Genomic DNA, 20,275 nt, shown 5'->3' on the forward strand with positions numbered 1-20,275 from the left:
CCCATGACCAACCCCTTCGACGACCAGAACGGCACCTTCCTCGTCCTCGTCAACGACGAGAACCAGCACTCGCTCTGGCCGCAGTTCGCCGACGTCCCCGCCGGCTGGACCGTCGCCCACGGCCCCGACACCCACGCAGCCTGCCTGGAGCACATCGAGCGGAACTGGACCGACATGCGGCCCAAGAGCCTCGCCGATGCCATGGACGCCCAGCAGTAGCGCGGCCGACGTGACCTCCACCGAAACGCTGAGCGGGGCCCGTCACAACGCGGGCCCCGCCGGGATCGACGACTTCGCCGAAGCGCTGCTAACCCCCGAGGCCCGCCGGGACCCGTACCCGCTCTACGCCCGCATGCAGCGCGAGGACCCCGTACACCGCAGCCCCCAGGGCGTCTGGTACCTCACCCGGTACGCCGACGTCGAGGCGGCACTCGGCGACCTACGGCTGTCCAACGACCGGGACAGGATGACCCGCGCCTACAGCTCGCTCGGCGGCGACCTCAAGGCCTTCAGCCGCCTCACCGAACGACTCGGCCGGGTGATGAGCAACACCGACCCGCCGGACCACGCCCGGCTGCGCAAACTCGCCAACAGAGCCTTCACTGCCCGGCGGGTGGAAGCCCTGCGCGAAGGCGTCCAGCGGATCGTCGACCGGCTCATCGACGAGGCGGTCGCGGCCGGGCCGTCCATGGACCTGATCGAGGCCGTCGCCTCCCCGCTGCCGATGTCCGTGGTCTGCGAGCTCTTCGGCATTCCGGAAGAGGACCGACCGCAGGTCAAGAGCTGGTTCCGCCGCTTCGGCCGGCTCAGCGAGGACATCGACAAGTCCGAGGCGGCGATCGACCAGTACGAGGAGTACCTGTCCGCGCTCATCCGACAGCGCAGACATGAACCGGGCGACGACCTGATCAGCGCCCTGGTCGCCACCCAGAGGCAGGACGACCGGCTCACCGACTCCGAACTGCTGTCCACCTGCTTCGTCCTGATCACCGCGGGTGATGAGACCACCACCCACCTGATCACCAACGGCGTGCTGGCCCTGCTGCGCCACCCGGACCAGCTGGCCCGGCTGCGCGCGGACCCCGGTCTGATGCGCGGCGCCGTAGAAGAACTGACCCGCTACGACACGGTGACCCAGGCCATCGTCCGGGTTGTCGCGCAGGACCTGGAGATCGGTGGCCGGAAGCTGCGGGAGGGCGAGCTGGTGTACCTGTTCCTTGGCGCGACCAACCGCGATCCCGAACGCTTCAAGGACCCCGACCGCGTCGACCTGACCCGCCCCGGCAACCGCCACCTCAGCTTCGGCCACGGCCCGCACTTCTGCCTTGGCGGCCCGCTCGCCAAGCTCCAGGCGGAGGTCGCCGTCGGCACGTTGGTGCGCCGGCTGCCAGGGCTGCGGCTGGCCGACGGGGCGGCGCTGGACTGGCGGCCCAACCCGCTGCAACGGCGGCTGAACGCCCTCCCGCTCATCTACTGACCGTGAACGAGGACGAAGGAGCAGTACCGACCATGACCCGAGAGTTCGAGGTCCGCAGGCAGCAGGACCTGCCCGTCACACCCGAGGAAGTCTGGAACGCGGTGGCCACCGGCGCCGGCAACCTCGGCTGGCTCTACCCGATGGAGATCGAGCCGTGCGTCGGCGGACGGGTCACCCGGGGAGACGCCACCGTGGTGACGTGGGAACCGCCGCACCACCTCGCGCTGCGGGCCACGCAGGACGGCGGGTTCTCCAACACACTCAGCTACCGCGTGGAACCGGCCGACGGCGGCACAAGCCACCTACAAATGGGCATCCACTGGGTGCACACGGGCCTCGTCGACGACGCCTGGAACTGGGACGGCAAGACGGACGCGGCCGAGAAGTACGTCGACTTCCACCAGCACTCCCTCACCGAATACCTCGGCCACTTCGCCGGACGCCCCGCCGTCTACGTGCAGGCCCACCGCCCCGAAGCGACCGCCGACCCGGCCGACTTCGCCGCCCTGCGGCGCCGCATCGGTCTCGCCGACGACGCTGCCGTCGGCGACCGGTTCACGCTCCTCGCCCCCTGCCCGAACCGTGGCCCCGTGGAGGTGTTGGTCGACTGGCTGAGCACCGACTTCGTCGGACTGCGCGGCCCGGACGCCCTGTACCGGTTCTTCAACGGGAGCACGTGGAACGTGCCGATGTGGCTCGGCCACCACCTGTTCGCCAAGGACACCGACGAGCAGCAGGCCGCCAAGGAGTGGACCGCCTGGCTCGACGAAGCCCATGCCCAGGAGCTCTGATGGAAACCTCTACGCAGACACTGCTCTTCGCCGCCGAACTCGTCGAGGAGAACGGCACCTACGCCCTCGTCGTCGAGGACGTGAGGAGAGGCACTGTCCAGTCGACCCCGGTCCCTAAAGCCATGGTCGACAAGCTCCCGACCTTCCTCTCGGCGCTCATCGCCAAACTCCACCCAGTACAGCCGCGCCGCCGCTGGTAGCGGGGCAGCAGCGGAGGACGATCTCACCTCGGCGGCTCGAGCCACCGGCGCCCACGAAAGATCCGCTAGGGAGGGGCACGGAGCCGTCTCAGCGTCCGTGGGACCGCTGTTAACCCACGGAGGCAAGACTACAAAAACCAGGTCACAGCCGTGCACGACCTATCCTGCAGGCAAGGCCCAAGCGCCGTGGTCGCCACACCCCCGTGAGGCGACCGCCACACGCACAAAACGCCTGAAAGTGCGTATCCCCAGGTCAGAACGATTCTGTCTGGGGATGCCGGGGGACTCGAACCGAAAAAAGGAGACGCGTCTCACCTGCGGAAACGTCACAGAGGCGGACATTCACATCCTGCTGGATCCCGCTCAGTCCGGCTCGATCCCCGGCAAGCGCACTGAGCTTCCGCCAACCTGAAACCGCAGGTCAAAGAGCTGGTGTGACCGGCTATCGCGGTGCTCACGCTTGTCACGGGCGTCTGTCTAAAGGCCGACCTGAACGGGGTCCGTAGGCGATGTCACTCAGCCGGCTGTCGGGTGCCATGCGGTTCAGCGGCCTCCTGCACGCCTTCTCTTCTCCTGACTCCCCGGCCCTGGCGAGCGCATGTGCCCAGGGGCAGCCGTCCTGTACCACGAGCAGACGAGCCGCACCCCCGGGACATGCTCCCCCACGGGCCCGGGTAGGCGAGCAGCTGTGCCTGCGGAACTCCGTCGGCACCCTCTTGGGCGGGAGCAACACCGCAATGTCGATCTCCACGAAGGAACCGGCCGCAGAAACCACCACCGCCCCGAGCCCGCTGCCTCAGATCGACAACCCGCAGAAGATCGCTCCCAAGGACGCCCGTGCACTGGGCAAGCTGTTCTTCGGTCAGTTGCAGGTCCTTGAGGAAGGCACCCACGAATACCACTACGCGCGCAACACGCTGATCGAGATGAACCTGTCGCTGGTGCAGTTCTCCGCCCACCGCTTCCGCAACCGCGGCGACGGCCAGATGCAAGACATCATCCAGGTCGGAACCATCGGCCTCATCAAGGCGATCGACCGCTTCGAGCTCTCGCGTCAGGTCGAGTTCACCACTTTTGCGATCCCCTACATCGTCGGTGAGATCAAGCGCTTCTTCCGCGACACCACCTGGGCCGTCCACGTCCCGCGCCGCCTGCAGGAACTGCGGGTCACCCTGGCCAAGACCAAGGAACAGCTCGCCACCAATCTCGACCGGGACCCCACCGTCGCCGAACTCGCCACCCACCTGGACATCAGCGAGGAAGAGGTCATCGAAGGCCTTATTGCCGCCAACGGATACACCGCCGGCTCGATCGACCTGCCCATGAACTCAGAGGACAACGACGCCGGCGCCACCTACGCCGACACCATCGGCACGCGCGACCCCGGCATTGAACTCGTCGAGAACCTGCACGCCCTGGCCCCGCTCCTGACAGACCTCGAGGACCGCGACCGGGAAATCGTCCAGATGCGCTTCGGCCAGGAGATGACCCAGGCCCAGATCGGCGAACACCTCGGCCTCTCCCAGATGCACGTCTCCCGCCTCCTCACCCGCGTACTCACCAAACTCCGCCACGGCATGCTCACCCAGAACTGAGCAAGTAGAGGCGTGTGCGCACCTTCCACGCGGCGGCGCCTCGATGTCGCGGGTCGAGCGTCCAACACCTGCTGGACGGTGCGGGCCGACTACCGGAGACGAAGTGCCACTGGCCCGTCTACGACTTCGAGTTCGAGAAGGCGGGCGCCGGGATACGGAACAAGCTCACCTTCGTCTCGTGGGCCCCCGACACGGCCAAGATCAAGCAGAAGATGCTCTTCGCCGCCTCCAAGGAAGCACTCCGCAAGGCACTGGTGGGCATCGCGGTGGAGATCCAGGGGACCGAGTACAACGAGGTCTCCTACGAATCACTCCTCGACAAGGCGAACCGCAGGGAACTGACCCGCCACCCCGACCAACACACTCACACCTGGCGGGCTTGCGGAACTCCCTCCGCACGTCAGGGCGACCCACCGCACGACCACCACTTTCACCACCCGGCGCCCGCGCAAGAACGGCCGCCTTTCCGGTAGGAGGGGGCGGCTATGCGTGGTCGTGGCGTGCCATGTGGCAGGTGGCGAGTTCGGCGAGGGCCGGGCCGGTGGCCTCGTAGGCGAGGGGTGCCAGGTCGGGGGGTGGGATGTAGCCGTCGGGCATGGACGCGTAGGCGGTTTCCATGCGGGCGGCGTATGCGTCGGTCAGGGCTTGGGGCCAGGCGCCGGTCAGCGGGGGTCGCATCCTGGTTTCTGCGGCGAGTGCCGCGTGGTGGTCGGCGGCCTCGGCTGCCGCTTCCTTCACCGTGATGTCCGCGATCAGTTTTCGGCAGGGGGTGAACGCTGCCAGCGGTCCCGGCAGCCGGCCGGGGGCGTTGGTGGGGGCGAGGAGGGCGTCGGCAAGGAGGGTGGCGATCAGCGGGGAGGCGTGCAGGCCGTCGCGGTGGGTGCCCGATGCCACCCACAGTCCCTCGCGCGGGGTGGGGCCGATGACGGGGTGGCCGTCCAGGCACAGGGGACGGTTTCCGTGATGGAGGCGGGCGATATTGGCGCCGGTGAGGCGGTGGTCGAGTTGAGAGAGCGCAGTGTCGAGGAGGAAGCGCAGCGCTCCGGCGGTCGGTTGGGTGGTGGGGGTGAGGCAGGGGTGGGAGCTGGCGCCGAGGTAGAGGGTGCCGTCGGCCTGGGGGACGGCGTGCAGGCCGCACGCGTATGCCCGGTTGGGGGTGCGGACCACCATGGGGCGTGGCTCGGAATGGGTGACGGTCACCGCGGTGCCGGCCGCGGCCAGGACGGGGACGACCGGCAGGTCCGGGTCGAGAGCTTGGAGGATCGGGGTGGTCCAGGCGCCGGCCGCGACCACCGTGCGCGGGGCGGAGAAGACGCCTGTCGGGGTGTGAAGGAGGTAGCCGCTGCCCGGTGGTGCGGTGAGCGTTCCGGCCGGGGTACGGGTCACGTTGGGCAGGGCCGCCAGGGCTGCGTCCAGGGTGGCGAGCCAGGCCCGCGCGTCCAGGAAGCCCTCCTCGGGCAGGTGCCAGGCGCGCAAGGCGCGGTCGTTGTCCAGCGGCCGGTAACCGGGGATGTCCGCCGGTGCGGTGTCGTAGCAGGGAAGACCATGCTCGGCCGCGGCCCGGGCGACGGCGCTGAAGGAGGCTTCGTCGAGGGCGGAGGAGACAGCGTTCAGGATCATGAACGTGCCGGAGCCGTACCCGTCCCGCTCCGGTGCGTCGAAGCCGGCGCGGGCCCGGACCTGTTCCCGCCAGGCCGGCCACCGCCGCGCGGCGGCGACCGCGAGGTCGATGCGCAGCCGGCCGTGCTGGGTCCGCATCCCGAAGTCGGTGACCTCCCCCAGCGCGCCAAGCATCGCCCCCGCGGCACCCGACGCGGCACCACCACCGCCGGCGTCACCATCGGTGGCGGTGTCGCCGGCGACAACGACCCGGACCGCCGGCTCAGCCGCGGCAAGCACGAACGCGATGGAGCGACCCACCGCCCCTGCACCGACCACCAGCACATCCACGTCCCGCACTGCCATGCCTACTCCTTACGTCCCGAAGCCGCTTTGCGGCCGGCCACGGTTTGGCTGACGAGACTCAGGCCTACGGCCCTCTTTCCCGGGGCGCGGCCGTCGTCCGCCCCCTGCCACAGCAAGGTCAAAACCATGCCCAGCCACACCCTGGCCGGTCGCCGCCCGGTCCCGATTCCAACAGCTCGGCAAGGACCGGGCCCGGGGGTCAGGCCCTGAAGCGGCTGGGGAAGTCGTCAGCCGCCGCTTTGCGCCGGAGTTCCGCGTCGTCAGGCCTCAGTTTCAGGGCGCGGCCGATCAGGGACGTTTCCGTCTCCTCGTTGTGCCGGTCGGGCAGGCAACACTCCACCGGGCACACCGCCTGGCACGCCTCGAGGTTGTAGAACCCCACACATTCCGTACAGGCAGCAGGGTTGATTTCATAGATTTCTTCGCCTCGGTGATTGCCTCGGTGGGGCACTCCGGTTCGCAGGCTCCGCAGTTGATGCAGTCCTCGGTAATCGTGATAGCCATGCCGCTCCCGCCTCCTGCCGCGCTCTGATGAACAAGCCGTCAATCACCTAATGTCGCGATCCAGTCACTCTTTGCGTCTGCACGGTGGAGGCCACCCGTACGAGTGACCACCGAGACGGTGACTCTCCGAACTCATTGAACACTCTCGGTGATATTCATTGTACGGTCGGGGCGTCGCCGATACCGCATTTTTGGAGGATTCATGGCAAACGCGCGCCTTCGACTGGCTGTGCTGGGTTCTGCCGTAGCCTTGGCCGCGGGGGCCCTGTCCCCCGTACAGCTCGCCGGTGCGGCCCCGGCGGCTGCGGCCCCCACCTACGACTGGGTCGCCCTGGGCGACTCCTACACCGCCGGAGTCATCGCGGCCGCCGGCGACGCCTACGAGTACCCTCGTGACGGCTGCGAGCGCACCGACCAGTCCTACCCGCAGGTCATCCACCGGGATCTGGGCTCGCTGATCGAACTGACCAACGTCAGCTGCGGCGCCGCCACGATCGAGGACATCACCTTCCGAGCCCAGCAGCCGATCGGCCACAACGTGCCGGGCTTCCCCCCAGACCCCGACTACCCCTTCCCCCCGGTGCCTCCGCAGTCCGCGGCGGTAGAGCCCGGCACCGACGTGATCACCGTCGGCGTGGGCGGCAACACCCTCGGGTTCGCCGACATCCTCTTCCAGTGCCTGCAGCTGGGCTCGGGCAGCGACGGCACGGGGACGCCGTGCAAGGACACGCTGGCCGACACCATCCCCGGCAAGCTGGCCAAGGTCCGCCGCGATTACGGCCTGATGCTCGTTACGCTCCACGAGCGCGCCCCCCAGGCCAAGATCCTGGCCGTCGGTTACCCCACGGTCATCCCCGCGGACACCTCCAAGTGCCAGTACAACAACGTCCAGCAGTTCGCCTCCATCACCCGCGGCGACCTGACCTGGCTGCGCACCAGCGTCCTGGAACCCCTCAACAGGGCCATCGAGATGTCAGCCGGCACCAATGACGCCGCCAGCTTCGTCAGCCTCTACGGCTCCACCCGGAACCACAGCGTCTGTGACGACGACAAGTGGGTCGAGGGCATGCTCGGCAACGACAGCAGTCCGGCCCTCGTGCACCCCAACGCCAAGGGCCACCGCAACGCCGCCGACCACATCGCACCGGCGATCCGGAACGCCGTCTCCCCGAACTGACCCGCACACCGCCAAGGCCAGGGCGCCACGTCATTCGCCGTCGTTGGCGCCCTGGCCGCAACAAGGCCGATCCCCGCCAGACGCCGGTTCATGAGCTGGCAGGCCGTTCGGCGTTCAGGTGCGGTGCGTCCGGGGGCGTGGAGTGAGCGGGCGGCGGGGCGCGGGGGACGCCGGTGTCACGGGGCGGGTACGTCGTCCGGGTGAAACCCCGCATACGCCCCCGCAAGGCTGCGCAGGCTGTAACAGGGCCGTGATCACCCGGGCCCGCATTCATCTCGAAGGAGCTGCCGTGACGTCCGTGCCCTCAGATCTGCGCTACACCACCGACCACCAATGGGTGCGCCACCAGGAAGACGGCCGCGTCTGCACCGGCCTCACCGACCACGGCCAGCGGCAGCTCGGCGACATCGTGAACGTCGAGCTGCCGGAGGTCGGGGCGACATACGAAGCATCCGCCGCGATCGGCAAGGTGGAGACCCGCGGGGCGGTGTCCGCGGTTTACGCCCCTGTCGCCGGCGAGGTGGCAGCGGTCAACGACTCCCTCTCCGAATCTCCCGAGGACCTCAACGACAACCCGTACGGGGCATGGATCGTCGAGCTCACGGCCAGCGAGATCGATCTCCCCGGCCTGCTCAGCGCCCCGGAGTACGAGGCGTACATCCGGGCCTGAGACGTCACAGAAGCCCCAATGCCGCCGATACCACCAGGACCGCGCCCAAAGCGCGCTCACGTCATGGGCCACGACACCAGCCGACCGGAAGATACGTCACCGCCCGCCCCAGGGAGACGGCTCGGACTCCACCACCCCTCTCCCCCGGGCGGCCGGCGGAGCGTCATCCGCGGGCAGATCGCCGGGCTCGCCCGCGAGGACCAGGACGGCGTCGAGTTCCTGCGGCGGACCGGCTGGACGGCAGGTTCGGGGCGTGCGCATAACTACGTGGCGGCGTAGGCGTGCCGTACATGCCCCGCATTACCTGGTCAGAGGCACCACTCGGAACGCGCCGGAAGAGCGTTCCATGGAAGGCCAGGGCGACCATTCGCCGGGGGTGTCGCTTTGCTGGGGTGACGCAGCATCGACTCGGCACGCTGAAGCATCCCCTGCGACTGCTCCGCAGGGCGCTGCTGTTCGCCGTGCAGCGCGTTGAGGACGATCAGCCCACCCGTGAGCACGGGAAGCGCCCACTGCACCCACGCAAGATCGTGCTGGGCCTTTTCCACGTCGACAGGATGCTCCGCCGCCTTCTCCAGGTCTTCGGGATCCTCCGAGGAGGCGAGCTCTATCTTCTTGCCGAGAATGCGGCTGTAGGCGGTCGCGGCCAGGGCCGCACCGGTGAGCACGGTTTTGGCGATCGTGGAAGCAGCCACTCCCTGCTGAGTGGCAACCCGGGTGGCATTGGCGGCCAGCAGCCCGCTACCTCCTGCCAGGTGCAGGGCGATGGCTGCCGCGTTGACCGGCGCCCACTTCGCCCAGCCGGCGCTCGCGATCCGCGCAGTATTCCGCCACGTGCCGCCCTCGGCCGCAGCCGCACTGTTCAGCCCGACCGCCCCCATCAAGGAACCACCGAACCACGCCGCCAGACCAAGATCGTGCATGCTCCGAACAGCGGTATTGCGTTCCGACATCCCCGGACTCCTCCGAATCAGGCCGATGACCGCGGCAGCACACCGACTCAGTTTCCACCGTCACCCCAGCCGGGCCCACTCGCATGTCGAAGCGCCAGTGGCAGCCCCAGACCGACGTGGTGACCGGTCGAGATCCTGGCCGCTTGCCGGTGCTCCCCGCCCTAACCAGGTCAATGTCGGCTGAGGCCCTGACGGCGGAGGCCGACGACCTTCCCAGACAGTTCGGTACAGACATGCGCACGCGCTTCGTCTCTGATCCACTCCACCCGCAAGGGGGCATCTGGGTCCAAGTGGATGCCATGCGGTGGCGCAGGCCCCGCTCGGAAGGTGCCATGGAGCTGCGGCTTATCGACCCCTATCGCAGCATCATCCGTATCTTTTGGGAGCCGGTGGGTTCGCATGAAACGGAGTGCGACCGACCGCGCCGGCTGCGTTGATGCCGGCGCTCGACGAAGGAGTCCATGTGGCCACACCTCCCTCTGGCAGTCCAGACCACGAGCGTCACGAGGGCAACAGCGCTCACCAGCATGATGGCGGCACCAGTCACCTGGCTGGGAAGGGTGGTGACGCGATCGGCCCGCCCCATGAAGAACGCGGCGATGCCGCTCGTCCCCCTGAAGGCGCGGAGGAGGGTGGTGCGTCCAAAGGCAGCGCCGTGAAGCGCACCTTGCGGGAGTTCAAGGAGGACAACCTCACGGACTGGGCAGCCGCCCTGACGTACTACGGCGTCCTGGCGATCTTCCCGGCCCTGCTGGCTCTGGTGTCCATTCTGGGCCTGCTGAGCCCCTCCACCATCGACTCCCTGATCAAGAACCTCTCCAGCATCGCGCCCGGATCCGTGCGCGACATCCTCACCACCATGCTGGAGCAACTGAAGGGCGGCCAGGGCAAGGCCCTGATCGCCTTGATCGTCGGTGTCGTTCTGGCGCTGTGGTCGGCCTCCGGCTACGTCGCCGCCTTCATGCGGGCGTCCAACATCGTCTATGACATCGGTGAGGGCCGGCCGGTCTGGAAGACGCTGCCGGTCCGTCTCGGCATCACCGCAGCCGTGGTGATCCTCCTGGCTCTCACCGCGGTCGGCGTCGTCTTCACCGGCACCCTGGCCAAGAAGATGGGGTCGATCCTCGGGCTGGGCGACACGGCGGTGACCGTGTGGAACATCGCCAAGTGGCCCGTCATGCTGCTCCTGGTCGTCCTGATCGTCATGCTGCTGTACTGGGCCGCTCCCAACGTCAAGCGTCGAGTCCGTCGGGTGATGCCCGGCGCAGTACTGGCCGTGGTCATCTGGCTCATCGCGTCGGCGTTGTTCGCCCTCTACGTCGCCAACTTCAGCAGCTACAACAAGACCTACGGGGCCTTCGCCACCCCCATCGTGGCACTGATCTGGCTGTGGCTCACCAACATCGCGATCCTGCTCGGACTGGAGTTCAACGCCGAACTTCAAAGGGGGCGTGCTATCAGCAGCGGCCATTCCCCGGATGACGAGCCATACGCCGAGCCCCGCGACACCCGCAAGCTGTGACGATGGCCGACGCCTCTGTGCATTCTTCGCCGGGCAGCAACTTCGCCCGGCTCTCACGCACCGTGGCTGACGCCGGCCTGCCGTGGGTGCGGACGCGAGGGCAAGGACGGCGGCCAGGGCGCGGCAGAAATGATCATTCGTTGCATGGCGGCCCTACGCGCCTGGCCGCCCCCGCCGTCACGGGGCCGAAGGCCCGGTTCGCCCGAACTCGTCGTCCCCGCTGGCGTCGGTGATCTCTGAAAACCCCTGACAGAATGATCAACCGCCGAGCGCGATCCTGACGGGTACCGCAGGATGTCGGCCTCGGCATGGGGGGTCATGGGTAGGTGGAAGGTCAGGCAGACCCGGATCTTCACTGGGCGGAAGAAGTGGCACTTCTACGTCTTCACGCGGGTCTCGGATCCGGTTGTGCTGAGGGCTCTCCACGATCATCTTTAGAGGAACATGAGGCTCTGCGGTGGCCGGATCGGTCCTGGGAAGGCATGGTTGCCGATTACTGCTCCTGGCATGATCGCGGCGGATGGGGCACGCACTCTCACAGCCACATCCCGGAGACCAGCCGGGAGTGAGACAACAGCGCCCTGTCGAAGGTCTTGGGAGGCGGCGTCTCAGGAGGCCTCGGGACTCAGGCGATGCAGATCTACCCCCGTGGGCTGCCCGCCTCCGTACGCCCCGCCGGTCTTCACACGCGGGGCGTACGACGTTCTCCCCACACGCTGCCTCGTCGTCGTGAGGCGGCCCATGCGATGACATCGCGGGTACAGCGCGGGTGGTTCTGGAGGAGTGCGAGGAGCGCGGTGCGGGGGACTCGAGGGCGGATCCGGTCCAAGCTGTCGACGGCCGCTCAGACAGACGTCTCCGTCGCCACTGGCGCTTCAGGAGATGATGAAGGGCCTGACCTACAGCACCCCTATCAGCACTCGTCTGGTCCGAGGAAGGCAGGCTCACCGAAGTGCTGCCGGGGGTCACGGTCCACGGCTGCGACGTCGGCGCATGGATTCACCGGTAGCGCGAACACACGATGTGGACCAAGCTGCTACCCGAGCAGCGGCAACGACTGGAAGGTCTCGGGCTGGCCCCGCTGCCCGCAGCACCGGCCAAGAGGACAAGGCGGCCGGGCCCGGGGCGTTCGAGCGCGGCGTCCTCGCCCTGGAGCAGTACAAGAACCGCGGTATTCGATCGCTTCCTCCCACTCACCGTCGATGAACACAATTCCGGTCACCCACTCCGCCATGTCCGCGTACGCGCCGTCGGTGATCAGCAGTTCCCCTCCGCGGCGGCGCACGAGAGTAGCGTGCTGGACAGGACGCAGGTGCTCGCGGCCGAGGTAACGGCCGGAGGCGAGACCCTCGCGTGGTTGCCGAGCCGTCAGCGGACGCGGTCGAGCAGGCCGGCGACGTCCGCGAACACCCGGTCTCCCGCCTCCGCTGCGGCAGGAGAGAGAACGTCGAGGGTGAGGAATCCGTGGACCATTCCGGCCTCACAGCGGTGGCTGACCGGAACGCCCGCGTCGACAAGCCGGGCCGCATAGGCGTCGCCCTCATCCCGAAGGGGGTCGTGCTCCGCGGTGACGACAACCGCCGGCGGCAGCCCACCGAGGTCGACGGCGTACAGCGGGCTGACCCGGGGGTCGCCGCGCCGGGACGGGTCCGGGACCCATTGCTCAGCCCCCCACGCGACATCGTCAGTTCTCAGGCCCCAACCCGTGGCCTTCGACCGCGCGCTGGGACAGGACAGTGTCAGATCGGTGTTGGGATACACCAGGATCTGAGCGGCCGGCAACGGCCCGCCTTCATCGCGCAGGCACAGGCAGGCGAGCGCAGCGAGGTTCCCGCCAGAACTGTCACCCATCACGACGGTCGGGCCCGAGATCCCGGCGCTGGAAGCTCCGCCGGATCCTGCCCACCGGATGACATCCACGCAGTCATCGACAGCAGCCGGCCACGGGTGTTCCGGAGCCCGGCGGAAATCGACGCTCAGCACGGCCGTGCCGGCCCCGAGCGCCAATCGACGGCACGCCCGATCGTGCGACTCCAGATCGCCAATCGTCCACATCCCGCCATGAAGGAACACCACCAGCGGCAAGGACTCCGCCGAAGGCCGATAGAGGCGAGCCCCCACCGCAGCCGAGCCGACCGTCAAATCCTCGACGTGGGGGACCTCAGGGCCCTGAGGCCGGGCTTCAGCGCGGAGTCGCTGCGTGCGCCGCAACTCTGCCGCGCCCACCACCCGGGCAGGAGGACCGGGGTCCTGCCGGACAGCCTCGATGAAGGCGGCCAGTTCAGCATCGGCGAGCGAAGGAGCGATCGGTTCGGCCATGCGGGCCAGAATGCCATCCTGATCCGAACGATCCAGCCTTGAGGCAGTCTCCTGGCTGGCTGTGTGCGTTGAACTAGTCGGCCTGCAGGACGAAGAACAGGAAGCACAGGAAGCGCGGCTCGGCCGCGATGGCCTCGGGGAACATCTCGCGGGCGGCGGGATCAGGCTCTGGCTCGCTGATGACCGTGATCCGGAAACCGGCCCCGGTGAAAGCCTCGACCATCGCGTGCAGCGGCCTGCTCCAGCGACTCACCAGGGCGGTATGGCCGCCCACGGTCCACTCGACGGTCCAGTTGATGGTGTCGAAGTAGTTGCACTCGGCCTCGCGGCCGACCTCACGGTGTATGAGGTTGACGGCAAAGGGATGGTCGACGGACGCGATCAGCCGACCGCCGGGCTTGAGTATGCGTCGCAGCTCGGCCAGCGCCGGCCCCCAGTCCTCCAGGTAGTGCAGCACCAAGGACGCGACTACATCGTCGAAAGCGTCATCAGGGTAAGGAAGCGGGCTGCCCAGGTCCGCCACCTGTAGATCCGCACCGTCGCCGAACCGCTGCCGGGCCAGCTCCAGCATCCTGCCACTCGCGTCGAAGCCGCTCACGATGGCGCCACGGTCGAGTAGCGCCGCAAACAGGGACCCCGAGCCGCAGCCCGCGTCGAGGATCCGGCGGCCAGTTACGTCTCCAGCGAGGGCCAGCATCGCGGGCCGCTCGTAGTAGGCATTGACCAGGTTGGTTTCGTTTGCGGCCGCGTACGCCTCGGCAAAGCCGTTGTAATCGTTGGCCTTCGACGGATCCACACTCACCGCGGACGGCGAGACCAGCCTGCTGGAAATCGCGTGCTCTTGGCGCTCGCTTGAGATCATGGTGCGGGAGACGTGTACTGCACCAGTTCGGTTCCTGGCCCCTCCCGGTCGTCCTCACAGCGATGGAGATCCGACAAGCCGTTCGTTTGAGCGTCACGACCACCGTCATGTCATGTCGGCCTCAGGAACACGCACTCAGCTTGTCCTTCAACCTCCGTTCCGACTCCGACGCCCTCTTTAATGGGGTGATCATGACGGGCTGATCCGACACACTGGTTCGATGCGGCACGATGATGAAGAGCCTTTGTCCGGCGGCAACGTCAGCGATGGTGTCGTTCGCGTCGGGGACACCGTTCGCCGTCCGGCCGGACCATGGACTCCTGCGGTGCATGCCCTGCTTGCCCATCTGCATGAGGTGGGATTCGGCGCGGCGCCTCGCCCACTCGGCCTTGACGATCAGGGGCGTGAGGTCCTGACTTTCATGCCGGGAGATGTGGTCTGGCCCGACCGGTTCTCGCTGATGGAACCCGCTCGACAACTGGCTCGTGTTGCGCGGCTGATCCGGGACTTCCCCGATGCCGCACAGGACTTCGTACCGCCGTCCGACGCGCAATGGCAGACGCTGATCCCCGCTGAGGGCAGTGACATCATCGCCCACAACGACCTGGCCCCCTGGAACCTCGTGGTCGCAGGTGAGGCCCGGTGGGCATTCATCGACTGGGACACCGCGGGTCCCGGCTCGCGCCTGTGGGATGTCGCATACGCCATTCACGGGTTCATCCCGCTGTCCGCGCATCCGGACTGGCAGAGTCCGGACGCGGCGGACCGACTGCGAGTCTTCGTCAACGCCTACGGTCTCGCAGAGTCCGAGCGTCGCCGGTTGGTCCCTGTGCTGGGGCGCCGTACGCGTTTCATGCACGATTTCCTGCGCGCCCAGGCGTCCCAAGGAGCCCAACCCTGGGCAAGGCTGTGGGCTGAAGGCCATGGCGATACCTGGCGAAACGATGCCGAATACATCGAGCAACGCGAAGACCAGTGGATGCAGGCTCTACTCGCTGGCTGAGGCACCTGTGCCTGGCTCCCGGCGTCGAACGACATCTCGAACTGGATCACTCACCTGGGCATTCGCCGGACATTGAAGCGGCCTGCGTCTGATCATGTGTTCCGACCAAGGTGCACGTGACCAAGACGCAGGCCGTGAGGGTGAGTCTGCTGCCAGATGCTGTCCGGGGGGTACGCGATCCCGGAGAAGACCGACAGCCAGGCCGCCCGACTGCGCAAAGGTTCACGCGGCGGCCGTCGACCAGGCTTCGACGAGTTCCGGCCCTTCGGTCCCCTTTGATGCGGGCGCCGGCACGGATTCGCCGACGAACGGGTGTCGCGGGGTGGTGGCAGCACAATGAAGAAAGCGTGGGTAAGCGGCGCAACCCTCTACTCGCAGACCTCAGGGTGTAGAGCGGGACGGTCCCGTTCAAGACATCGGAGCTACGAGTATTCGTTGCTCCGATGTCTTGAACCAGGCGCCCCAGACCGGTATAGGGCGCCGCAACAACCCCCTTCTTCCGCCTCAGTTATGTAGGGGTGAGGGCGCGATGTGACGGTCCAGCGCCGTGAACTTCCCGATCGGGCCCGCGGCGCGGCCGGCCGCCGGGAGGATGCGCGGATGACGATCTACGGCAGCAGGCCCGGGGAGCCGGGCGGCGAGGTGCCGGGGCCCGGAGTCACAGCACCAGGGCGGAGCTCCCTCCTGCTTCGCCAGGGGCCGGCCTCAGGCCGTCAGGGCAGCCAGACGCAAGGGGCCTGGCTGCCCTGGTTCCGGTCAGAGACCGGGCGTACGAAGGTAGTGCCAGGTGGTCGGACCGACGATGCCGTCGGCACTGATCCCTCTGGAACCCTGGAAGCGCTTCACCGCAGACTCCGTTGCGGCACCGAATTGGCCATCCACACCGGTGGAGCCCACGGAGAATCCCTTGAAGATCAGCAGTGCCTGGATCTCCTGGACCTTCGCACCCGAGTTGCCGCGGTCTGCACGGGTGTTACTGAGGTGATAGCCGCAGTAGTACCCGATGAAGTCCAAGAGCCTGCATGACACGGCGGCCGCCGCCTGGGGCGCTGCGGGTGCGGCCGTCGAGATGCCGACCGCCGGCACGGAGAGCACGCCGACCAGGCCAAGTGTCACTGCCGTCTTTCCCCACCGCATGAACGGCTCCTTTCGATCGATGGTCTATACGCCACCCACTATCGAGGGGCGCGAGGGGAACGCGTGTGTGAATGGCCAGAAAGAGTGCGGTGGTTCGAAAGAGCGTTCAGCGAAAGCGTCACGAATACGCCGAAAAGGGGCTGTTCGACAACAGCAAGGAGCCCAGCGGTAACCGGGCCGGTCGGACACGACACCGGCCTTGACGCAGCCATGCCTTACCGTCCCTCCCCGGTCCGAGGTCGGCGAAGCCGGCATTGAAACGGTCGGTCACCTCGCTTTCTGCCCGCCACTGCCGCCAGGTGCCCTCCATGACCGACGGGTCTACGACTGTGCCGTTCCAGTCCCCGTCACGGTCTTCGGCAGTGCGGTAAATCCTGCCATCTGCCCGGCGTCCAGGCCCGCACACGTCATCTGGGTAGCGAGTCGGAAGTGGCGCAGACTTTCCAGCACCGTGCCGCGTTCGGTGACCGTCTCCACTTCGGTCTCGCGCGGGTAGTCGTCCAGGTCGACACCAGCAACCCCAGGAGGACCGAGAACCCTCATCTCGACGAGCTACCGCATCAAGCGCTCTTGCTCGACCCCGACCCGGCTGTGAGAGTGGCTGCTGCCGATCAGGTCTTCGAGGAAGGGACCGACCAGAACACCAGCTACGAGGCAGCCGCGTCCTTACCGAAGTACGTATCGTCGCTATCGCCAGAGGATGTTGTCGTTGGGCCTAGGCCGTTTCTTTCAGATCATCTGATCGTTGGTTGGTGTGTTTCATTGGCTGATGCGCAGTAGGTGGGGATCGATCCGTTGCTGCCGGATCGGACGCCGAGGTAGGGCGGGTGATGGCGGGATTACCGGAGGCCGCGCGCTACGCCGAAGTCCGTCGCAGGGGACCCGGTCCGGTGAACTCGTGATAATCGCTGGATGCGACGTCGGTCCGACCTCTACCTTCGCACGGTGAGCCACTATGGGGGCTCACCGCGGATGACCGTGAGCTGGAGTTGCCTCAAAACGAGCAGTGTCAGGAGTGATTGGGCCGATAGTTCGGGGCTGTGAGTGAGATCTTGCTCCGGCTGGAGGAGTTGTTGTTCCCGTCGATCGCGGACGTTGCGGTGCTGTCGGTCGAGGTGAATTCGCGATAGTGCGTGTTGATGCGCGGTGCACCGCCATAGGCGCGTCGTGTCCTGGGTGCGGAGTGTGGTCCGCACAGATCCATGGCTCCTACCTGCGGTCCCGTGGATGTTCCGAGTGCGGGGCGAAGCGTCGTGCTGCAACTGCGGGTCCGCCGGTTCGCTTGCCGAGCAGCAGAGTGCCCGCGCCGGACGTTCGTCGAGCAGATACCCGGCCTGACCCGAAGGCACGGCCAGCGGACCGAGCGGTTGCGCTCGACCCTGGCCGCGATCGGTCTCGCCCTCGCAGGTCGGTCCGGCGCCCGCCTGCCCGGCATCGTCGGTGCGCCTGTCAGTCGCAGTACTGTTGCGGTTGGTCGACGCACTTCCCGAGCCGGAAGTACCCGCTTCTCGGGTGGTCGGCGTCGACGAGTACGCGACGCGCAAGGGCCGCCACTACGGGACGGGTCTCGTGGACGTCGAAACCCGCCGGCCCATCGACATGCTGCCTGACCGGGAGTCATCGAGCCTGGCCGCGTGTCTGGCCCAACGGCCGGGAATCGAGGTTGTCTGCCGGGACCCGTTCTTCGCAGGGGGCGCCGCCGTCGGCGCCCCGCAGGCCCTGCAGGTCGCGGACCGGTGGCACCATTGGCACAACCTCATAGAGGCCGCCGAACGTAGCATTGCCCAGCACCGCCGATGCCTGCGAGTCCTGATCCCCGAGACGCCTGAAACGACCAAGACGGAGCCCGACCCGGCAAAGGAGCCGTCCGGTTCGCCATGGCCGACCGGCCACCGGTTCGCCGACCGAACTCGGACCGTCCATGCCACGATCCATGCCCTGGTCAAAGCAGGGCACAGCCGCCGCACAATCCAACGGCAGCTCGGCATGACCAGCCGCACCGTCAAACGGTATGCGGACGCCTCCAGACCAGAAGACCCGTTCACCGGCCAGTGGCAGACCCGGACCTCAGTCCTCGACGAGTACAAGCCCTACCTCGACGACCGCTGGAACACGGGCTGCACCAACGCCTGGAAACTGTGGGAAGAGATCGTCCCACTCGGCTACCAGGGCAGCTACCAGCGCGTTCGCGCCTACCTCCGCCTGAAATGCACCTCGCCACGGCCCGTGACCGCCCGGCCGTCCTCTCCCCGAGCCGTCGCCGGATGGGTCCTCCGCCGCCCGGAAACCCTCTCCGAGACTGAACAACTCCACCTGAAGAACGTCCGGGCCAACTGCCCCGAGATCGACACACTCACCAGGCACTTCCGGTCCTTCGCGACCACGCTCACCGAGCGCCAAGGCGAGCGACTGCCGGACTGGCTCGACGCCGTCAGACAGGACAACCTGCCCAGCCTCCACACCCTCGCCGCGGGCATCGACAGCGACCGGGAAGCCGTCATCGCCGGGCCTCACCCGCCCCTGGAGCTCGGGCGTCGTAGAGGGGCACGTCAACCGGATCAAGATGCTCAAGCGTCAGATGTTCGGCCGCGCCGGCTTCGCTCTGTTGCGCAAGCGTGTGCTTCTGGCCTGAAGGCCAGCTGCCCTGCGGCTACTTCAGGAGCCGGAAGCCGGGCTGCCGAGCCCATGCTCTGAGGAAGTCCGCTGATCCGTAGGCGGCGGGCCACGGTTCCGTCATCGTCGCGACGATGCCTGGAAGGCCCGTCACGATCGGGACTTGCTCCTCAAGGAGCTCGGCATTGGCGACGCCGCCGATCACGTCCATGACAGCTGCGGTCAGCAGGGCCGTGACGAGGTGGTCGATCGGCCTGTTGCAGAACGCTATGACGTCGACGGCGTGGGTCGGGGTGAAGCCAATGAGGGGTTCCTGGTCGACTTCATCGGCGTGCTCGGCCGCGAAGATGGACTCGTCACCGATGCCCGGCCCCATGAGAGAGACCATGACGGGCCGACGTCCGTCGATGCCCCCGGTGTCGGCGATACCGAGGCTCTCCGCGTGAATGTTCAGGTCGTACTCGCCGACCCGCTTCTCTTCGAAGTGAGATGAGGATCGGACAAGGAGTTCCCGGAGCCGCTGGATAGATACGGGTGGGACGGGCTTCACCAACTCAATCACCAACACCGGTCCGCTCATGACGAGAGCCTAGCCAGCCCGGCCTTCAAACCCCAAGCGGTTACTCAGCGTGCCGCCCTCACCACACAAGCTGAGCCAGAACCCAAGTTTGGACGGCAGATGTCGATGACTCCGGGAGGCACCCGCAGGCCGGTGGTATCGATGTTCACGAGAACGGGAGGCACTCGCTGTCAGCGGCGGAACTGCGCGCTCCTGGCGAGGCGTCCGTCACTACGTGGATACCGAACAGACGACTCGGCGCAAGTCCGTCACCGGAGCCGCAGGGTGCCTCATCGCCGTGCTTGGCGCCATGGCGGGCTCCGCGGTCTGGCTCCCGTACGGTCGGAGGGGCCTCTTCGGCGGCTTCGAGGGCGAGACCAATCAGGACCTGCTCTGGCTGGGCCTGCCGGTCCTGGTGCTAGCCGGGACAACCGCCGCCTTGGCCGTGTTTGCCGCCGTACGGGGCCGGTGGCGGTCCGCCCTCGTCCTCGCGGCGGCCGTAGCGGGGCTCGCCGCCCTCGGATACGGCTTCGACGTCCTGGCAGGTCCGCAGGCGACACGACACTGCGCGCCGTCCTGCTGATCCCGACCTGGCCCGTCGTATTCGGCGGAGCCCCCTCCCCTCTCCAACAACGGCTCCTTCAAGCCGGGACCACCTGGCCTGTTTTCGAACGCCTGCGCCGTGTCCACCCTGGTTCGGATACGAACGTCCTTTTTGAGGGGCGAGGGACACAGCAGTTTCGGGAGGCACCCTGCGCGCGGAGTGTTCACGAGAACCACTCCACGCCAAGCGCCCGGCGGGGCGAGGACACCAGGCGGTGCCGCCCTGGAGCCCGGCCCGCCCTGGAGCCCGGCCCCCCGTCCTGGTGCACGCGACGGGCCGGGGAGAAGGGCCAGCGCAGTCGCTGCGCCCTCTGCGAGCCGACGG

Annotated in this window: 18 protein-coding genes and 1 pseudogene; 12 read left to right on the plus strand and 7 right to left on the minus strand. The window is 67.6% G+C overall.

The window, feature by feature from the left end; all coding sequences use genetic code 11:
* The first annotated feature begins 3 nt into the window (after window positions 1-3).
* The 6 genes from ACFUNE_RS11105 to ACFUNE_RS11130 all read left to right on the plus strand — a co-directional run bounded on the left by ACFUNE_RS11105 (window position 4) and on the right by ACFUNE_RS11130 (window position 4,536).
* A complete protein-coding gene (locus ACFUNE_RS11105) occupies window positions 4-219 on the plus strand; it encodes an MbtH family protein (RefSeq protein WP_383565061.1) in 216 nt (71 codons plus the stop codon).
* Between the two features lie 10 nt (window positions 220-229).
* On the plus strand, window positions 230-1,477 hold the full coding sequence (locus tag ACFUNE_RS11110; RefSeq protein ID WP_383565063.1) for a cytochrome P450: 1,248 nt from the start codon (window positions 230-232) through the stop codon (window positions 1,475-1,477).
* A 32-nt stretch (window positions 1,478-1,509) separates the two neighbouring features.
* On the plus strand, window positions 1,510-2,268 hold the full coding sequence (locus ACFUNE_RS11115) for an SRPBCC domain-containing protein (RefSeq protein ID WP_383565065.1): 759 nt from the start codon (window positions 1,510-1,512) through the stop codon (window positions 2,266-2,268).
* The gene (locus ACFUNE_RS11120) at window positions 2,268-2,468 is read left to right on the plus strand and encodes a hypothetical protein (protein ID WP_383565067.1); all 201 of its coding nucleotides are present in this window, start codon (window positions 2,268-2,270) and stop codon (window positions 2,466-2,468) included. Before ACFUNE_RS11115 ends, ACFUNE_RS11120 begins: the two co-directional genes overlap by 1 nt.
* A gap of 737 nt (window positions 2,469-3,205) precedes the next feature.
* The gene (locus tag ACFUNE_RS11125; protein ID WP_383565069.1) at window positions 3,206-4,063 is read left to right on the plus strand and encodes an RNA polymerase sigma factor SigF; all 858 of its coding nucleotides are present in this window, start codon (window positions 3,206-3,208) and stop codon (window positions 4,061-4,063) included.
* A gap of 14 nt (window positions 4,064-4,077) precedes the next feature.
* Window positions 4,078-4,536 (plus strand): actin-binding ADF family protein, encoded by a 459-nt coding sequence (locus tag ACFUNE_RS11130; RefSeq protein ID WP_383565071.1) that lies wholly within the window; start codon window positions 4,078-4,080, stop codon window positions 4,534-4,536.
* A gap of 10 nt (window positions 4,537-4,546) precedes the next feature.
* Here ACFUNE_RS11130 and ACFUNE_RS11135 read toward each other — a convergent pair whose 3' ends face one another.
* Together ACFUNE_RS11135 and ACFUNE_RS11140 are read right to left on the minus strand one after the other, a co-directional pair.
* Complete coding sequence (locus ACFUNE_RS11135; protein WP_383565073.1) at window positions 4,547-6,028, minus strand: NAD(P)/FAD-dependent oxidoreductase; 1,482 nt, start codon at window positions 6,026-6,028, stop codon at window positions 4,547-4,549.
* Between the two features lie 199 nt (window positions 6,029-6,227).
* A pseudogene (locus tag ACFUNE_RS11140) lies at window positions 6,228-6,532 on the minus strand (YfhL family 4Fe-4S dicluster ferredoxin).
* Window positions 6,533-6,734: 202 nt separating this feature from the next.
* Between ACFUNE_RS11140 and ACFUNE_RS11145 the strand changes: the two are divergent.
* Complete coding sequence (locus ACFUNE_RS11145) at window positions 6,735-7,709, plus strand: SGNH/GDSL hydrolase family protein (protein ID WP_383565075.1); 975 nt, start codon at window positions 6,735-6,737, stop codon at window positions 7,707-7,709.
* 289 nt (window positions 7,710-7,998) lie between these two features.
* On the plus strand, window positions 7,999-8,379 hold the full coding sequence (gcvH, locus tag ACFUNE_RS11150; RefSeq protein WP_383565077.1) for a glycine cleavage system protein GcvH: 381 nt from the start codon (window positions 7,999-8,001) through the stop codon (window positions 8,377-8,379).
* A gap of 308 nt (window positions 8,380-8,687) precedes the next feature.
* Here gcvH and ACFUNE_RS11155 read toward each other — a convergent pair whose 3' ends face one another.
* Entirely contained in the window at window positions 8,688-9,332 is a 645-nt protein-coding gene (locus ACFUNE_RS11155; protein ID WP_383565079.1) for a hypothetical protein, read from the minus strand.
* A 655-nt stretch (window positions 9,333-9,987) separates the two neighbouring features.
* Here ACFUNE_RS11155 and ACFUNE_RS11160 point away from each other — a divergent pair.
* Window positions 9,988-10,854, plus strand: a complete 867-nt coding sequence (locus tag ACFUNE_RS11160) for a YihY/virulence factor BrkB family protein (RefSeq protein WP_383565081.1) — start codon at window positions 9,988-9,990, stop codon at window positions 10,852-10,854.
* 1,368 nt (window positions 10,855-12,222) lie between these two features.
* On the opposite strand, the gene ACFUNE_RS11165 is transcribed toward ACFUNE_RS11160, so the two are convergent.
* Both ACFUNE_RS11165 and ACFUNE_RS11170 read right to left on the minus strand, forming a co-directional pair.
* Window positions 12,223-13,173: an alpha/beta hydrolase gene (locus tag ACFUNE_RS11165; RefSeq protein WP_383565083.1), complete on the minus strand. Its 951-nt coding sequence runs from the start codon at window positions 13,171-13,173 to the stop codon at window positions 12,223-12,225.
* Window positions 13,174-13,246: 73 nt separating this feature from the next.
* Complete coding sequence (locus ACFUNE_RS11170; protein ID WP_383565085.1) at window positions 13,247-14,035, minus strand: class I SAM-dependent methyltransferase; 789 nt, start codon at window positions 14,033-14,035, stop codon at window positions 13,247-13,249.
* Between the two features lie 220 nt (window positions 14,036-14,255).
* On the opposite strand from ACFUNE_RS11170, the gene ACFUNE_RS11175 reads away from it, so the two are divergent.
* The gene (locus ACFUNE_RS11175) at window positions 14,256-15,038 is read left to right on the plus strand and encodes a phosphotransferase enzyme family protein (RefSeq protein WP_383565087.1); all 783 of its coding nucleotides are present in this window, start codon (window positions 14,256-14,258) and stop codon (window positions 15,036-15,038) included.
* Between the two features lie 756 nt (window positions 15,039-15,794).
* Here ACFUNE_RS11175 and ACFUNE_RS11180 read toward each other — a convergent pair.
* A complete protein-coding gene (locus ACFUNE_RS11180) occupies window positions 15,795-16,175 on the minus strand; it encodes a peptidoglycan-binding protein (protein WP_383565089.1) in 381 nt (126 codons plus the stop codon).
* Between the two features lie 1,470 nt (window positions 16,176-17,645).
* Between ACFUNE_RS11180 and ACFUNE_RS11185 the strand changes: the two genes are divergently transcribed.
* Window positions 17,646-18,869 (plus strand): transposase, encoded by a 1,224-nt coding sequence (locus ACFUNE_RS11185; RefSeq protein WP_383565091.1) that lies wholly within the window; start codon window positions 17,646-17,648, stop codon window positions 18,867-18,869.
* On the opposite strand, the gene ACFUNE_RS11190 is transcribed toward ACFUNE_RS11185, so the two are convergent.
* Window positions 18,826-19,368 carry a DUF6368 family protein gene (locus ACFUNE_RS11190; protein WP_383565093.1) on the minus strand — a complete coding sequence of 181 codons (543 nt, stop codon included), beginning with the start codon at window positions 19,366-19,368 and terminating at the stop codon, window positions 18,826-18,828. The genes ACFUNE_RS11185 and ACFUNE_RS11190 overlap by 44 nt on opposite strands.
* Before the next feature lie 214 nt (window positions 19,369-19,582).
* Between ACFUNE_RS11190 and ACFUNE_RS11195 the strand changes: the two genes are divergently transcribed.
* The gene (locus ACFUNE_RS11195) at window positions 19,583-19,930 is read left to right on the plus strand and encodes a hypothetical protein (protein WP_383565095.1); all 348 of its coding nucleotides are present in this window, start codon (window positions 19,583-19,585) and stop codon (window positions 19,928-19,930) included.
* Window positions 19,931-20,275 lie beyond the last annotated feature (345 nt).

The sequence above is a fragment of the Streptomyces sp. NPDC057287 genome (assembly GCF_042667905.1).
Taxonomy (GTDB): Bacteria; Actinomycetota; Actinomycetes; order Streptomycetales; family Streptomycetaceae; genus Streptomyces.

Excerpts from the sequence above, each read along its gene's own strand:
- ACFUNE_RS11165 (WP_383565083.1), bottom strand. The coding sequence starts at position 13,173 with ATGGCCGAACCGATCGCTCCTTCGCTCGCCGATGCTGAACTGGCCGCC.
- ACFUNE_RS11125 (WP_383565069.1), top strand. The coding sequence starts at position 3,206 with ATGTCGATCTCCACGAAGGAACCGGCCGCAGAAACCACCACCGCCCCG.
- ACFUNE_RS11120 (WP_383565067.1), top strand. The coding sequence starts at position 2,268 with ATGGAAACCTCTACGCAGACACTGCTCTTCGCCGCCGAACTCGTCGAG.
- ACFUNE_RS11190 (WP_383565093.1), bottom strand. The coding sequence starts at position 19,368 with ATGAGCGGACCGGTGTTGGTGATTGAGTTGGTGAAGCCCGTCCCACCC.
- ACFUNE_RS11175 (WP_383565087.1), top strand. The coding sequence starts at position 14,256 with ATGCGGCACGATGATGAAGAGCCTTTGTCCGGCGGCAACGTCAGCGAT.
- ACFUNE_RS11180 (WP_383565089.1), bottom strand. The coding sequence starts at position 16,175 with ATGCGGTGGGGAAAGACGGCAGTGACACTTGGCCTGGTCGGCGTGCTC.
- ACFUNE_RS11155 (WP_383565079.1), bottom strand. The coding sequence starts at position 9,332 with ATGTCGGAACGCAATACCGCTGTTCGGAGCATGCACGATCTTGGTCTG.
- ACFUNE_RS11105 (WP_383565061.1), top strand. The coding sequence starts at position 4 with ATGACCAACCCCTTCGACGACCAGAACGGCACCTTCCTCGTCCTCGTC.
- ACFUNE_RS11170 (WP_383565085.1), bottom strand. The coding sequence starts at position 14,035 with ATGATCTCAAGCGAGCGCCAAGAGCACGCGATTTCCAGCAGGCTGGTC.
- ACFUNE_RS11135 (WP_383565073.1), bottom strand. The coding sequence starts at position 6,028 with ATGGCAGTGCGGGACGTGGATGTGCTGGTGGTCGGTGCAGGGGCGGTG.
- ACFUNE_RS11145 (WP_383565075.1), top strand. The coding sequence starts at position 6,735 with ATGGCAAACGCGCGCCTTCGACTGGCTGTGCTGGGTTCTGCCGTAGCC.
- ACFUNE_RS11115 (WP_383565065.1), top strand. The coding sequence starts at position 1,510 with ATGACCCGAGAGTTCGAGGTCCGCAGGCAGCAGGACCTGCCCGTCACA.